The 14,523-nt window shown below is 52.1% G+C and carries 17 protein-coding genes; 11 read left to right on the top strand and 6 right to left on the bottom strand.

The genetic code is table 11. The annotated features are described in order from the left end of the window. Nucleotides 1-31: 31 nt before the first annotated feature. From OES20_04520 to OES20_04530, 3 genes are read right to left on the bottom strand one after another with little or no spacing between them, the layout of a single operon-like run. The gene (locus OES20_04520; protein MDH3633951.1) at nucleotides 32-1,192 is read right to left on the bottom strand and encodes a PilT/PilU family type 4a pilus ATPase; all 1,161 of its coding nucleotides are present in this window, start codon (nucleotides 1,190-1,192) and stop codon (nucleotides 32-34) included. Next, the gene (locus tag OES20_04525; protein ID MDH3633952.1) at nucleotides 1,192-2,361 is read right to left on the bottom strand and encodes a PilT/PilU family type 4a pilus ATPase; all 1,170 of its coding nucleotides are present in this window, start codon (nucleotides 2,359-2,361) and stop codon (nucleotides 1,192-1,194) included. The genes OES20_04520 and OES20_04525 overlap by 1 nt, the downstream gene beginning before the upstream one ends. A gap of 28 nt (nucleotides 2,362-2,389) precedes the next feature. After that, on the bottom strand, nucleotides 2,390-3,424 hold the full coding sequence (locus tag OES20_04530) for a type IV pilus twitching motility protein PilT (protein MDH3633953.1): 1,035 nt from the start codon (nucleotides 3,422-3,424) through the stop codon (nucleotides 2,390-2,392). A 129-nt stretch (nucleotides 3,425-3,553) separates the two neighbouring features. On the opposite strand from OES20_04530, the gene OES20_04535 reads away from it, so the two are divergent. The 3 genes from OES20_04535 to OES20_04545 are packed head-to-tail and all read left to right on the top strand — an operon-like array spanning nucleotide 3,554 to nucleotide 5,669. Continuing rightward, nucleotides 3,554-4,237 carry a YggS family pyridoxal phosphate-dependent enzyme gene (locus OES20_04535; protein ID MDH3633954.1) on the top strand — a complete coding sequence of 228 codons (684 nt, stop codon included), beginning with the start codon at nucleotides 3,554-3,556 and terminating at the stop codon, nucleotides 4,235-4,237. After that, complete coding sequence (gene proC / locus OES20_04540) at nucleotides 4,234-5,052, top strand: pyrroline-5-carboxylate reductase (GenBank protein ID MDH3633955.1); 819 nt, start codon at nucleotides 4,234-4,236, stop codon at nucleotides 5,050-5,052. Before OES20_04535 ends, proC begins: the two co-directional genes overlap by 4 nt. Before the next feature lie 11 nt (nucleotides 5,053-5,063). Further along, a complete protein-coding gene (locus OES20_04545) occupies nucleotides 5,064-5,669 on the top strand; it encodes a YggT family protein (GenBank protein ID MDH3633956.1) in 606 nt (201 codons plus the stop codon). On the opposite strand, the gene OES20_04550 is transcribed toward OES20_04545, so the two are convergent. Next, the gene (locus OES20_04550) at nucleotides 5,666-6,121 is read right to left on the bottom strand and encodes a TerB family tellurite resistance protein (GenBank protein ID MDH3633957.1); all 456 of its coding nucleotides are present in this window, start codon (nucleotides 6,119-6,121) and stop codon (nucleotides 5,666-5,668) included. The two genes, OES20_04545 and OES20_04550, sit on opposite strands and share 4 nt — an antisense overlap. Nucleotides 6,122-6,193: 72 nt before the next feature. On the opposite strand from OES20_04550, the gene OES20_04555 reads away from it, so the two are divergent. The 8 genes from OES20_04555 to OES20_04590 all read left to right on the top strand — a co-directional run bounded on the left by OES20_04555 (nucleotide 6,194) and on the right by OES20_04590 (nucleotide 11,530). Beyond that, a complete protein-coding gene (locus OES20_04555; protein MDH3633958.1) occupies nucleotides 6,194-7,123 on the top strand; it encodes a LysR substrate-binding domain-containing protein in 930 nt (309 codons plus the stop codon). Next, on the top strand, nucleotides 7,120-7,443 hold the full coding sequence (locus OES20_04560) for a DUF2288 domain-containing protein (protein ID MDH3633959.1): 324 nt from the start codon (nucleotides 7,120-7,122) through the stop codon (nucleotides 7,441-7,443). Before OES20_04555 ends, OES20_04560 begins: the two co-directional genes overlap by 4 nt. A 112-nt stretch (nucleotides 7,444-7,555) precedes the next feature. Beyond that, nucleotides 7,556-7,816: a glutaredoxin 3 gene (gene grxC / locus OES20_04565; GenBank protein ID MDH3633960.1), complete on the top strand. Its 261-nt coding sequence runs from the start codon at nucleotides 7,556-7,558 to the stop codon at nucleotides 7,814-7,816. A gap of 9 nt (nucleotides 7,817-7,825) precedes the next feature. After that, nucleotides 7,826-8,158 (top strand): DUF1820 family protein, encoded by a 333-nt coding sequence (locus OES20_04570; protein ID MDH3633961.1) that lies wholly within the window; start codon nucleotides 7,826-7,828, stop codon nucleotides 8,156-8,158. Nucleotides 8,159-8,180: 22 nt separating this feature from the next. Then, nucleotides 8,181-9,020, top strand: a complete 840-nt coding sequence (locus tag OES20_04575) for a glycosyltransferase family 2 protein (protein ID MDH3633962.1) — start codon at nucleotides 8,181-8,183, stop codon at nucleotides 9,018-9,020. After that, a complete protein-coding gene (locus OES20_04580) occupies nucleotides 9,014-9,823 on the top strand; it encodes a hypothetical protein (protein MDH3633963.1) in 810 nt (269 codons plus the stop codon). The genes OES20_04575 and OES20_04580 overlap by 7 nt, the downstream gene beginning before the upstream one ends. 2 nt (nucleotides 9,824-9,825) lie before the next feature. Continuing rightward, entirely contained in the window at nucleotides 9,826-10,824 is a 999-nt protein-coding gene (locus OES20_04585; GenBank protein ID MDH3633964.1) for a DNA photolyase, read from the top strand. Continuing rightward, the gene (locus tag OES20_04590; protein ID MDH3633965.1) at nucleotides 10,817-11,530 is read left to right on the top strand and encodes an SDR family oxidoreductase; all 714 of its coding nucleotides are present in this window, start codon (nucleotides 10,817-10,819) and stop codon (nucleotides 11,528-11,530) included. The genes OES20_04585 and OES20_04590 overlap by 8 nt, the downstream gene beginning before the upstream one ends. Before the next feature lie 11 nt (nucleotides 11,531-11,541). Here the strand turns inward: OES20_04590 and OES20_04595 are convergent, their stop codons facing one another. Then, the gene (locus OES20_04595; GenBank protein MDH3633966.1) at nucleotides 11,542-14,286 is read right to left on the bottom strand and encodes an EAL domain-containing protein; all 2,745 of its coding nucleotides are present in this window, start codon (nucleotides 14,284-14,286) and stop codon (nucleotides 11,542-11,544) included. Continuing rightward, nucleotides 14,279-14,506, bottom strand: coding sequence for a hypothetical protein (locus tag OES20_04600; GenBank protein ID MDH3633967.1), 228 nt, complete (start codon nucleotides 14,504-14,506; stop codon nucleotides 14,279-14,281). The genes OES20_04595 and OES20_04600 overlap by 8 nt, the downstream gene beginning before the upstream one ends. Nucleotides 14,507-14,523: the final 17 nt, after the last annotated feature.

Below are 14,523 nucleotides of genomic sequence, written 5' to 3' on the forward strand. Positions count from 1 at the left end.
TTAGTTCACAATCATCCCTGGGAGGTTTGGATTAACCTTCTTCGGAGGGGAGACTCAGTTCTTCCAGGTCGCCCTGCTGATTGAGGTTGTGGCGCGTATCCTGCGACTTGTGGTCACCGCCAAAATTGATCTTCCATTCGAGGTTGGTGCTCGAATCTGCATAGGCAAGCGCATTCTTGATCGTGATCGCATCGGACTTGTAGAGATCATAAAGCGATTGGTCGAAGGTCTGCATACCGGTGGTATCGCCTTTCTCCATAATCTCCTTGATCTCGTTGAAGTTACCCTCACGCAACAATTCTGAAATATAGGGTGTGTTCATCATGATCTCGACCGCGCAGGCCAGCTTGCCCTGCATGCCCGGCACCAGGCGTTGCGAGATGACGCACTTGAGGTTAAGTGACAAGTCCATCAGCAACTGTTCACGTGTATCGGTCGGGAACATGTTCATTATCCGGTCCATCGCCTGGTTCGAGTTTACCGCGTGCAGGGTGGTCAGCGCGAGATGCCCGGTATCGGCAAATTCGATCGCCGCCTTCATCGTCTCCCGGTCCCGTGCCTCACCGATCATGATAACTTCCGGAGCTTCACGCAGTGCCTCACGCAGCGCATTTTCGTAACTCAGGGTATCGATACCGACTTCGCGTTGCGAAACAACAGACTTCTTGTGACGGAAAACGAATTCGATCGGATCTTCGATTGTCAGAATATGTCCGCCAACTGATGAGTTGCGGTAATCCAGCATCGACGCAAGCGAGGTCGATTTACCCGAGCCGGTCGACCCTACTACCAGCACCAGGCCGGTCTGATTCATGATCACTTCCTTGAGCACCTGCGGCAGCCCGAGCTCATCGAGCGTTGGTATCTCCCACTTGATATAGCGGATAACCATCGACACTTCCGAACGCTGAATGAAAATATTGACCCGGAAACGACCCACGTCGTTGAGCGTGAAACCCAGGTTCAGTTCACGGCTGATCTCGAAATCACGGACCTGCTCGTCGTTGAGCAGGCTGTAAGCCAGTTTTTGTACTTGCCCACCTTGAAAGGCATTCTTGGCGATCGGGGCGGTATTACCCTGAGTTTTCATATTGGGCGGTGCACCAGTCACGAAATAGAGGTCGGACGCCTGTTTGTCCACCATGATTTTGAGATAAGGCTCGAGCAGGGCCGTGGTCGGTTCTCTCGCCATCAAATCATACCTCCCGCCTGCTCATCATCGGTTTCCTCGAGTTCAAATTCACGATGATCTTCAACCACCCCTGTCTTGCGTGCGGTATCACTTTCGAGCTTGATGCGCAGTCGAATATCATTCACCGAGTCGGCATTACGCAATGCATCTTCAAAGGTAATCTGCTCCGTCTCATAGAGTTCGAACAGCGCCTGGTCAAAGGTCTGCATACCCGCCTCGTTCGATTTTGCAATCAGGGATTTCATTTCGTGGACTTCGCCCTTGAAGATCATGTCAGCCATTAAAGGCGTGTTCAGCATAATCTCGATCGCGGGGATACGACCGACGCCATCAATCTTCGGGATCAGGCGCTGCGATACCAGCCCTTTCAGGTTCAACGATAAATCCATTAACAGCTGCATGCGGCGTTCGTCCGGGAAAAAGTTGATGATCCGGTCCAGCGCCTGGTTGGTGCTGTTAGCGTGCAGTGTTGAAAGGCAGAGATGCCCGGTCTCGGCGAAGGCGATCGCGTGATCCATGGCTTCGCGATCACGAATCTCGCCAATCAGAATCACATCCGGCGCCTGGCGCAAAGTATTCTTCAGCGCAATCGCGTAAGATTCGGTATCCACGCCAACCTCGCGCTGCGTGACCAGACAGTTTTGATGGTCATGCACGAATTCCACCGGATCTTCAATCGTGATGATATGGCCCTGCGAGTTGCGGTTGCGATAATCGACCATCGACGCAAGCGATGTTGACTTACCCGAACCGGTACCACCCACGAAAATTACCAGCCCACGCTTGGTCATGGCAATATCCTTCAATATCGGCGGCAGGTTTAAATCTTCAAAAGTTGGTATTTCAGAATTGATGATGCGCAGTACCATGCCCGAACTGCCACGCTGCACGAAGGCGTTGACACGAAAACGGGCCACGCCGGGTAACGCAATCGAGAAGTTGCACTCCTGGTTTTCTTCAAACTCTGAAACCTGCTTGTCGTTCATGATCGAACGCGCCAACATCTGCGTATGATTGGGCGAGAGGTTTTGCTTGGAAACCGCCATCACCTTGCCGTCGACTTTCATCGCCGGTGGTGATCCGGTAGTAATGAATAAATCCGAACCATCCTTGCTCACCATCATGCGGAGCAGGTCGTGCATAAAACTGATTGCTTTGTTACGGTCCATTGAAATCCTCTACGACTGCAAGCCGAGATTACAGGGCATCGGGGTTTGCTGCCTTACGCTGTGCTTCATCCTTGGCAACAACTCCCGACGCAAGCAAGGTTTTGAGGTTTTGATCCAGTGTCTGCATACCGACATTCTGGCCAGTCTGAATCGCCGAATACATTTGCGCAATCTTATCCTCTCGAATCAAGTTGCGAATCGCTGGCGTTCCAATCATGATTTCATGGGCGGCTATCCGACCACCACCGATTTTCTTCATCAGCGTTTGTGAAATTACCGCTTTCAAAGACTCCGACAGCATCGAGCGCACCATCGCTTTTTCAGCCGCCGGAAAAACATCAACAATACGGTCAATGGTCTTGGCCGCTGAACTGGTATGCAAGGTGCCAAAAACCAGGTGCCCCGTTTCAGCCGCTGAGAGTGCCAGTCGAATGGTTTCGAGGTCGCGCATCTCGCCCACCAGGATCGTATCCGGATCTTCTCGCAATGCCGAGCGCAAGGCTTCGTTAAAGCCGAGGGTATCACGGTGAACTTCACGCTGATTGACCAGGCATTTCTTGCTCTCGTGAACAAACTCGATAGGATCTTCCACGGTTAGAATATGGCCGTACTCGCTATCATTCTTGTAGTCGACCATTGCTGCCAGGGTGGTCGATTTCCCGGACCCGGTAGGTCCGGTTACCAGTACGATACCGCGAGGATATTCAGAAATTTCCTGAAATATCTTTGGCGCGCTCAAATCCTCCAGGCTCAGGATTTTGGACGGGATGGTACGAAACACACCACCCGATCCTCGATTATGATTAAAGGCATTGACGCGAAAGCGTGCCAGCCCCGGGATTTCGAATGAAAAATCTGTCTCCAGAAATTCTTCATAATCCTTGCGCTGCTTGTCACTCATGATGTCATAAATCATGTCGTGCACCTGCTTGTGATCCATCTCTGGGACATTGATTCGACGTATGTCGCCATCGACACGAATCATCGGTGGCAATCCCGCTGACAGATGTAAATCAGATGCGCCTTGCTTGACGCCAAAAGCCAGGAGTTGAGCAATATCCATGGAGTTTCCTTTATCGTATTACAGGTAGTATAGAATTCATGGCGGGTTTTGTTTTTCGCCCACCAGCAAACGGTTATAATCGATCCGCTCGCAACTAACTTGTGTTAACAGATGACTATAGCAAAACATATGAATAACATGGGAAAAAAACTAAATCAGGTTCGCGAGCAGATAGTACAGGCCGCAGTGGCCCACGACCGGGATCCAGAATCGATATTACTGCTCGCCGTCAGCAAGAAAAAGCCAGCCAGCGATATACGCCTTGCGTGGCAACTGGGACAACGGGATTTCGGTGAAAATTATCTGCAGGAGGCGCTGCAGAAAATGGAGGAACTGAAGGATCTCGACATTCAATGGCACTTCATAGGCGCTATCCAGTCCAATAAAACCCGTCACATAGCCGAAGAATTTCACTGGGCGCACTGTATTGATCGTGCCAAGATTGCCAAACGTCTCAGCGCACAACGTCCCGCAGACATGGCGCCACTCAACGTGTGCATTCAGGTCAATATCGATCACGAATCCAGCAAGGCAGGTATTGACCTTGCCGAGTTGCCGAGCCTGGCAATGCAGATTCACGAGTTACCCGGCATCAGCTTGAGGGGACTCATGGCAATTCCGGCACCACAAGCAACATTCGAATTGCAGCGCGTTGCCTTTGCCAACCTGTCCGCGGCCCTGACCTCGTTAAGGCAACAGGGGATTGACTGTGATACCTTGTCGATGGGCATGACACAGGATATGGAAGCTGCGATCGCAGAGGGATCAACACTAGTGAGAATTGGGACCGCTATTTTCGGGGAACGGGATTGAATCAGTCAATTTACTTTATTGGTGCAGGTAATATGGCAACCAGCCTGATCGGTGGGTTGATCGCGAACCAGCATGAAGCAATCCGGATAACCGCATGTGATATAAATCATGAACGACTGCAGGAACTGCAGGAGCGCTTCCAGATCAATACTTCGGATAACAACCTGGCCGCTGTGAGCACCGCCGACATCGTCATGCTTGCGGTCAAGCCACAGGTCATGCGCACGGTTTGCGAGAGCCTTTCCGGGTTAGCGTCAAATCCCGACCAACTGTTTATCAGCATCGCCGCAGGCGTGCCTGCAGAGGCGATCGATAACTGGCTCGGGGGTAACAGGGCCATCGTACGCTGCATGCCGAACACCCCGGCACTCGTGCAGCTTGGCGCGACGGGCCTCTATGCCAACGCGCGCGCGACTGAAGCCCATCAGCAGGCTGCCCGGCTCGTTATGCAGGCGGTTGGTATCAGTATCTGGGTCGATAAGGAATCCGATCTTGACGCGGTGACTGCCATATCCGGAAGCGGGCCTGCTTACTTTTTTTACTTTATCGAGCTGCTTGAAGCAGCCGGCGTGAAGCTGGGTTTACCGCAGAAAACTGCCGCGACTCTCGCGCGCCAGACCGCGTTAGGCGCCGCGACCATGGCCCGGGATGAAGACGTGGTCAAACTGCGCGCCCAGGTAACATCAAAAAAAGGCACCACGGAACAGGCCATAATCTCCTTTCAGCAGGATCAACTATACCAGCTGGTCGACAGGGCCACCGCGGCAGCACATCAACGCTCGCTGGAACTGGCGCACGAGTTAACCAAAGAGTAGGTAGCAGCGATATGGGTTCGGCTTATTTGACATCACCGTTAATGCTGATCATTAACACCTTGTTCGATTTATACATTTTGCTGGTGCTGTTGCGTTTTTTGTTGCAGATGTTACGCGCCGATTTTTATAACCCGGTCTCCCAGTTTATCGTCAAAGTGACGACACCACCGCTGCGGATATTACGTCGCATCATCCCGAGCGTTGCGGGACAGGATACCGCGTCTGTCGTGTTGTGCCTGGTATTGATTTATGCCAAGTTCCTGTTGATGCGCGCATTGTCGATCCCGGCGGTCCATATCGGTGGGATGATGGCACCGATTGAAGGCGTCAGCTATGCCGGCCTGCTGGTATTCTGCATCGCAGACCTGATTGCACTGGTACTGACCGTTTTTCTGGTCGCCGTCATAATCCAGGTCATTCTAAGCTGGATCAGCCCGGGTCAATACAATCCGATAATCGGACTCGTACACAAGCTGGCAGAACCAGTTCTCAAGCCAATCCGTAGATTAGTCCCACCGATCGGCGGGCTCGACCTGTCGCCCCTGTTTGGCACCCTGTTGATACTGGTCGCAAAAATGCTGATCGTGCCGCCAATTATAGTTCTCGGCAATTTCTAGCGATCGATACTGACCTCGGCCTTGTGCCGGGCCTGAATGAATTCACCGTGTGACAGGTAGAGCAATTCGGCAACCTGCCGTATCAGGTGCTCTTCGTAGTGATCCTTTTCGCCATCGGCATAGACCAGCTGCCACATCATTTCGACAATCCGCAGTTTCATGGCATGATCGTAGTGCTCGTTGAGTAAGCGGGTAACGTGCTGGATAGAAACCATGCGGTCAGCATCGTCCTCTGCTTTTTCCAGCAGCGCTTCCAGCTCCATTTCGGACAGGTTAAATTGCTGCTCCAGTAATTCGCGAAGCTTGAGTTTTTCCGAGGCATCAACGATGAAATCAGCACGCGTAACTTCGACCAGCAGTACCGCGGTCGCGACTTGCAGTGCGTGCTCAATGTCTTCCAGGCTGGTCTCGATACGCTCGATGGTCAGGAATTTGAGTAAAATTTTTCTCATAGCAATAATTGATTGCAAACACGATGGTTTTATGCAAAATCTATCACAAGAATTAATAAGTTTTATCTATATATGACGCTAACCGAACTTCGTTACATCGTCGCTGTATCTCAGAAGAATCATTTCGGGAAAGCTGCACAGGCCTGTTTCGTCAGTCAGCCTACCTTAAGTATCGCGATAAAGAAACTCGAGGAAGAACTGGATGTGCGCCTTTTTGAGCGCAGCTCAAAAAACGAAATCCGTATTACAGAAATTGGACAGCAGGTGATCAACCAGGCCTACATCGTGCTGCAGGAAGCGCAGATACTGATGGAGATTGCACAGCAGGGAAAGGATCCGTTATCGGGCCAGTTCAAGCTCGGCGTTATCTATACCATCGGTCCTTACCTGCTGCCCAGTCTGATTCCCAAGCTGCGCAAAACGGCGCCCAAGTTGAAACTCATCATTGAAGAAAATTTCACTGCGAATCTGTTGCAATCGCTCAAGCAGGGATCGCTGGACGCCATCATCATTTCTTACCCGTTCGATGAACCCGGGATCGAGACGGCGCCGCTTTACGACGAACCCTTTATCGTGGCGCTACCACCGAATCATGAATGGAAGGATCGTAACCAGATTCAACCGGGGGACCTGGCCTCGCAGGATTTAATGCTGCTTGGCGCGGGACATTGCTTCCGCGACCAGGTCATTAAAGCTTGCCCTGACTGCATGTCGGGTGACAGCGAGCTGACCCGCACTCTCGAGGGGGGGTCACTGGAAACCATGCGCCACATGGTAGCAGCTGGCACGGGTATCACCGTATTGCCGCGCAGTAGTATCTTGCACAATCGGAAAAACGAATCCCTGATCGAGGTCAAGCCGTTCGCGAAGCCCTCGCCCCACCGCACCGTGGCGGTCGCATGGCGCAAACACTATCCTCGAAAAGAGGCGATATTCACGATTCGCGATACGATCCAGACAAGCCCATTGGAAGGCGTTGACATTATCCAGTCGGTTGCGTGATCGAGGAATTACTGCGGCAGGACCGCGAGCTCAAGCGCGCCAGGATAATTAGTGAAACCGCCAAAATTCCGTGGCTGGAATTGCAGCGCTTTTTTGCAGCCGGCAAAGTCATGCTGGTTACCCCCGAACTCGATCTGGTTGACGTTGCTTTCGCATTACAGGAGGACGATATCGAACAGGTGAAGATCTGGACCGAAGCCCTGCAGGTTTTTCCAGTGACTGATGAAGATGCCGGGAACTGGGTGGCCAGTGACGCCTCGCTGTGGGCCGTGGTCGTCAAGCCCTGGGTGCTGGTACAGGTAATCAGCAAGGAATCCTGAGACAGGCGGTTTAAAGAAAGGATTTACATACCCCCGACAGCTCGCGACAGATACTATGGTAGCGGTTCGTTTCTGTAGTAGAATTGCGAGCCAGTTTTTAGGCTAAACCGACATGTCCCGAGTCACCGTTTACAGCACCGCCAACTGTCCGTATTGTACCAATGTCAAGACCTTGCTCGACAAATGGAAGATTGCGTTTGACGAGGTTCGTATCGACGAAGACCAGGCAGCTATGAAACAATTCGCTGAACAGACCGGGGGCGCACGCACGGTGCCACAGATTATTATCGATGGTGAATCCATCGGCGGTTTTACCGAGCTCACCGAGCTGCATATGGATGGTGAGCTTGACGCGTTAATGCAGTCGGACTAGTTTGTCACCATGACGAAGACAATAAAATCTACTTTTCGCATCCAGTTTCATAACAACAACAAGATTTATGAGCTCTATGCGCATGAAGTCGGCCAGTCGCACATGGCGGGCTTTATCGAGATTGGAGAAATCATATTTGGCGAGCATTCCAAGCTCCTGATTGATCCCGCCGAAGAGAAGCTCAAGCATGAATTTGGCAACGTGAAGCATACCTATGTGCCGCATTTCGCGGTGATTCGCATCGATGAAGTTGAAAGCAGCGGCAAGAACCGCATCCTGGACAATGACGGTTCAACGGTAACCAACTTCCCGGGGCAAGCAACTATTCCACAGAAAACCTAGGCAGGCACTGCCACCGGCAGCCATGCGTATTTCCGTCGTTATTCCGAGCTACAATCGCAGGCCTACGCTTGCGCGGGCACTGCAATCGGTTTTTGATCAGACCTCGACGGTTGACGAGGTTATCCTCGTCGATGATGGTTCGACCGATGGTAGTAGCGATATGGTCGATCAACAGTTCCACCAGGTTAAAATTCTTCGCCAGCCGAATCGCGGCGTCAGCGCGGCCCGCAATCGCGGTATCGTTGCCGCGCAGTTCGAATGGATCGCCTTGCTGGACTCCGACGATAGCTGGATGCCGCAAAAAATTGAGCAAGTGCGGAAAGCCTGGCAGCAGCAGCCGGAGTTCGTGCTGTATCACTCGGATGAAATCTGGATCCGCCGCGGGATTCGCGTCAACCCGAAGCACAAGCACCGTAAGAGCGGGGGCTGGATCTTCGAGAACTGCCTGCCCCTGTGTGCGATATCACCCTCGGCTTCGGTGATCAGCAAAACAGCGCTGCAATCCGTTGGCATGTTTGACGAAAATCTGCCGGCCTGCGAGGACTATGATCTATGGCTGCGATTGTGTCACCAATATCCCGTCAACTACATCGACAAGGCGCTAATCACCAAGTACGGGGGGCACCAGGACCAGCTTTCAAGGCAACACCCTGCCATGGATCGTTTTCGTATTCGCGCACTGTACCGACTGCTGAAAACATCGGCACTGCAGCCGGAGTATTTCTGCGCTGCCGAGGCGACTTTGCTAGGCAAACTGGATATCCTGATCAAGGGCGCAGTCAAGCATCGCAACCGGACCCTTATCGAGGAGTTTGTTACGCTGCGTGATAGCTGGTGTCGGGAACGGGTGATGCAATGCTAATCTGGGTCTGCGCATTGCACTGCGAAGCCAAGCCGATCATCGATTATTACCGCTTGAAAAAATCGCACGATGACAACGCCTTCGAACTTTATCGTGGCGACAACACGCTTTGCATCGTCAGCGGCATCGGCAAGATCGCAAGCGCCGCCGCCTGCGCGTGGATTGCGGCCAGGCATCACGACGAAGCCTCGAACGCGTGGATCAACCTGGGCATCGCCGGTAGTGGAAAACACCCGATCGGTTCAGCATTTTCGCTTAACCAGGTAATCGATGCCGACAGTGGACAGCGTTATTACCCCGTCGCCTGCGGTCGCCCGGTGTTACCGGGCAGCCCGTGCCTGACGCTGAGTCAACCCGGCGACAATTACCAGCACGAAACCCTGTTTGATATGGAAGCCAGCGGTTTCATGTATAGTGCATTGCGCTTCAGCAGCGCCGAGTTGACACAATGCATCAAGATTGTCAGTGACAATCAGCATCAAAAAACCGGCAAAAACCGACAGCAGGTAAGTGACTTAATCCATCAGAATATCGAGTCAATCACCCAACAGGCAGGCAACCTGGTTGCGCTCAACGCTGAAGTTGCTGAACTCGCAATTACCACCGAATCCTGGCAACAGCTAAAAGCGATGACCCATTTCAGTCAGACCCAGAAGAACCGGCTACGTGTGCTATGGCGCTACCTGATGAATCGGAATATGAGCTCGGAAACAATATTTCAGGAACTTCAGGGCTATCGCTCCGCTTCAGCCATCATCAACGCCCTGGAACAGCTTGGCTACCAGGATAGTGATGGGCTTTGACGATGGTGAGCAGCATCTATATTGAGTCCGAAGTTCGCGACCATCCCAGGACCCGGAAAATACTCGAACGCATGCGCAACTTGCCCATTGTTGAAATCGAACAGTATGGCGAGGTTTTCAATCCGCGCGCGCAGAACTTTCGCCTGCAGAAAAAAAATCCCGCCCTCATAATCGCACGCAAAAACAAGGGTCACGTGCTGGCGGCACCGGAAGGCTATGGACTCGGCGGCCCCCACAATTATTATTTTTCGCATATGCTGAACTGTATCTACGATTGCCGATACTGTTTTCTGCAAGGCATGTACCAGTCCGCGCATCAGATACTGTTTATCAACTACGAAGACTTTGGCGAGCAGATCAGGCAGGTTACCGCAAATCATCCGGGACAAACGGTGTGGTTTTTCTCGGGATACGATTGCGACAGCCTCGCGAATGAACCGATGACGCGCTTCACCGAGTATTTCCTGCCCCTGGTGACGTCGATTGACAACGCATGGATGGAACTGCGCACCAAAAGTACCCAGGTTCGATCGATGCTTAAACTCGATCCCTGCGAGCGCATCGTGACGGCATTTAGTTTCACCGACCACATCAGTCACCAGAAGCTCGAGCATGGCGTACCCTCGATTGCGAAGCGTGTCGACGCCATACGGAAGCTGGTCGACGCCGGATGGGCGGTCGGTTTGCGTTTTGATCCCGTTGTTTATCACCGGGACTATCAGCCGGCGTTCGTCAGGCTGCTGGACGAGATTTTTACCAGCGTCGATCCACAGAAACTACACTCGGTCAGTCTCGGCAGTTTCCGTCTGACCCGTGATCATTTCCGCAGGATTGCGCGGCTTTACCCGGAAGAGCCCCTGTTTGCACAGGACACAACTCTCGGCAATGGTATTATCAGTTATCCACATGAGCGCGAGCGGGAAATGATCGAGTATTGCGAGCTCCAGTTATTGAAACATATTCCTCGCCAAACCTATCACCCTTGCGAGTGGCATGGCTGATTCCGGAACCGCGTTAATCACAGGTGCCAGTTCCGGTATCGGGCTCGCGACCGCAGACCTGCTGCTGAGCCAGGGGTACCAGGTTATCGGCCTGAGTCGACAGGGCCCGGTGGCCGAGCTCGAACACGACAAATTCAGCTCCGTGGCGCTCGATCTTGGCGATCTCGAACGCCTGGACGCAAAGATAAAGGAAGTGCTCAATGCCGGCGAAATCGACTGTTTTATTCATGCTGCCGGACAGGGCCATTTTGGATCTATCGAACAATTTTCAATCGCGCAAATAGAAACTTTGATTCGCGTGAACCTGACCAGTGCTATGGTGGTATGCCGCAGCCTGGTGCCCGCTCTTCGGCGGCGAGGCAGGGGGCGTCTTATATTTATAGGCTCTGAATCAGCACTTACGGCAGGCAGCAAGGGGGCGCTCTACTGCGCCAGCAAGTATGGCCTGCGCGGCTTTTGTCAGTCTCTACGCGAGGATTGCGGTAGTGACGGCATCCAGGTTAGCCTGGTTAATCCCGGTATGGTGCGCAGCCCTTTCTTCGATGACCTGTCGTTCGAGCCGGGGCCGGAACCTGAAAACGCGATCACGGTGAACGACGTCGCCGCAGTGATCTTGCAGATTTTGCAATCCAGCGAAGACATCGTCTTCGATGAAGTCAATCTTTCGCCCCGTGTGAAATCGATCAATTTCGGCAAGCGTTCCTGATCAACCGTCGTTTATCCAACCTTTTTTGAATCGGGGCTATCGAGTTGCTCGAGCAAGGTCTGGATCGCAACCGGTTTGCCGACAGTGTAACCCTGGATGTAGTCGACATTTGCCTCACGCAGCTTGTCGAACATCGTATCAGACTCGACGAACTCAGCGATCACTTCCATATCCAGCGCGTGCCCTACCTCGGTCATCGAGCGCACGAAAACGAAACTCTTGTCGTCTTCAAGAATATCGCGCACGAACTCGCCGTCAATTTTCAAATAATCCACCGGGAACTGCTTGAGATAGCTGAACGAGGATAGCCCGGTACCAAAATCGTCGAGCGAAAACTTGGCGCCGAGTTGTTTAATCGAATTAATGAATTCCACCGAGCGCTCGACATTATCCACGACCGCGGTTTCGGTAATTTCAAAACACAACGAAGTCTTATCGATACTACTTTCGACCAGGCTTTCATGCAGGAAATTATGAAAAGTCTGGGAACCGATGCTGCGCCCCGAAAGATTCACGGAAAACATCACGTCGCCAATCTTTTCCTGGTGCTCTTCCAGCCACGCAATAACGCTGCCCACGACCCAGCTGTCGATGCGCTCGATCAGGTTGTAGCGTTCGGCCGGTGGCAGAAAGTCATTGGGAGAGATAATAGTGCCATCGGAGCTACGGTAGCGAATCAAGACTTCGTAGTGGGTACGCTTTTCATTCTTATCGATGGATACAATCGGCTGCACGTAAAGGCAAAAGCGATCATCGGAAAAACCCTCCATGATGCCCGAGACCCATTCCATGGAAACCTGTTGTGCCATCACCTTTTCATCGTTTTCATCGATGAAGTGGTATTGGTTGCCACCATTTTGCTTGGCCAGGAAACAGGCAGTTGTGACTTTCGAGTAGGACTCCGCGTATTCATCACTCATCCGTCCAAAGGCCATGACACCGATACTTGCAGTCACCTTGTATTCCTGGTCATTCCAGATAAAACCCGAATGCTGAATTTCGATAATAATTTTCTGAATGGTCTGCAGTGCACGTTCCATCTCGAAGAAGGGCATGATAATGCCGAATTCATCACCACTTAGACGCGCCACGATATCCGATTTGCGCACATGCTTTTTTATCATGGTACTGATCTGTTTCAACAATAAATCCCCGGCCGCACTGCCGCAGGTTTCGTTGACGATCCTGAACTGATCGACATCAAGGTAAGCGAGAACATGTTGAACGGTCGTATTACTGTCCTCGGTCACGAGGCCCTCAAATTTCTGTTCGAATGCGGTGCGATTGAGAAACGCGGTGAGCTGATCGTGGCTACCCTCGTAATTAAGCTTACGGCGTAACTTACGGTCCTCCGAAACATCCTTCAGAATAATAACGTAACCAACGTCCTCGGCCTCCATATCGATCATCGGTGATGCCGAAAATTCCAGTTCCACGATATTGCGGTCAGGATCGTAAAAAAACATCGAGCTGATCGAGAGTTTACGACTCAGCAGCTGTGTCAGATCGACGATGCGCGTGGTTTGTCGATTCGCATACAGGATAAGGATCTCGTGAATCGGGGTATCGATCAATTCAGCTTGATTGTCGCCAAACAGCTTTTCAGCACTCGGGTTAACCAGTTTTATACGGTCCTTGGAATCGATAACGATGACCGGGTTGGTAATGGAATCGAGCGTCGTGGAGATGAAGTCTTTTTCCGATCGCAGCTTTTCCTCGATTTGTCGCCGCGATATGGTTTCCATCTCGAGGCCCTCCACCATTTCGTTATAAGCGACGACCAGGTCTTTTAATTCTCTCGGCAGCTTTTCTTCGCTTATCGATGCATACTTACCCGTCAATAAGGCGCCGACCGAATTCCGCAACTTGTTCATCGGCATGAAGGCGCGATTCAATAAAATCAGCACCAACACCAGCGCCGAGACGGTCGCAATTGTGGTTATGAAGAAAAAACTGGTTTCGGTTTTGCTCAGTCGGTCAATTATGGGTTGCTGGTCTACTGCCGCACTGATGGTCGCGCCCAGAAATGCATCATCGCCGTAAAGCCTGTAACTCGGATATATATGAGTACCTGCTGCAAGGTCGACCCAGCGCTCCGACTGGTAGAGCCTTCCGCCAGTGCCGTGGATTATTTTTAAAGGCACCCCGGTGCTGCGCTCCACTCGCTTCAATCCCTCGATTGCATAGGCCACTGTATGCAGGTAGGCCACTGGTTCCGGAATGCCGACCGGTACCAGCACCTCACTGAAAAGCTGATTGCCGAAGTTGCACAGTGAATACTTCGGTGTTACCAGCGGGATTGGCGATCCGCCGATTGGCCGTAACATCGTGGGACAACCGGCGTAACCGTTCTGACCTTCATCGGTCCTGTGCGCAAGGATATTCCCTGACAGATCACGTACAATAATGGCTTTCAGGTTGAAGGCGCCCCCGGATGACTGATAACGGGTATAAGTTTCCTCTAGCCAGGCTTCCGTCATCGCAGTATCAAGACGCTCCAGCGCTTCTCTGAACGGCGCCTCGGCTTGCAGTTTCAGCGCATACGCTTCCTGATCATCGTAAAGCTGCTGGATGGCTTCACTGCTTTCGTACTCGAGCAGTGACTGAATTGATTCAATCTGGGCCTCGATCGCCTGATTGCGATACACGTGCGTGCTGTATATCGCCAGACCATAAGCAAGTGCACCCAGCCAAAGCAACGCGAAGCCGATGATGAATTTAAAACTGTAGATACGCGATAGCAAGATTCTATCCAATCAGGGACGGACAACCCTTATCCTGCCATTCGCCGCGTCCACCCCGAAACCAGGTAAAAGTTTCAGAGTCGATCGCCATTGCAAGCGATTGCAACTGGGGATTTTCAATAGGAGATGGTTTGTCGGCTGCAGGCAGCGCCAGGAGTAAGATTGAAAAGGCCGCCGTCAAAACTTCAGCCAACCCCGCTGCCAGGGATCGGCAAACGTCTATTTTCGTCATAGCAAGAGCCAGGTTAG

The sequence above is a fragment of the Gammaproteobacteria bacterium genome, assembly GCA_029862005.1.
Lineage (GTDB): Bacteria > Pseudomonadota > Gammaproteobacteria.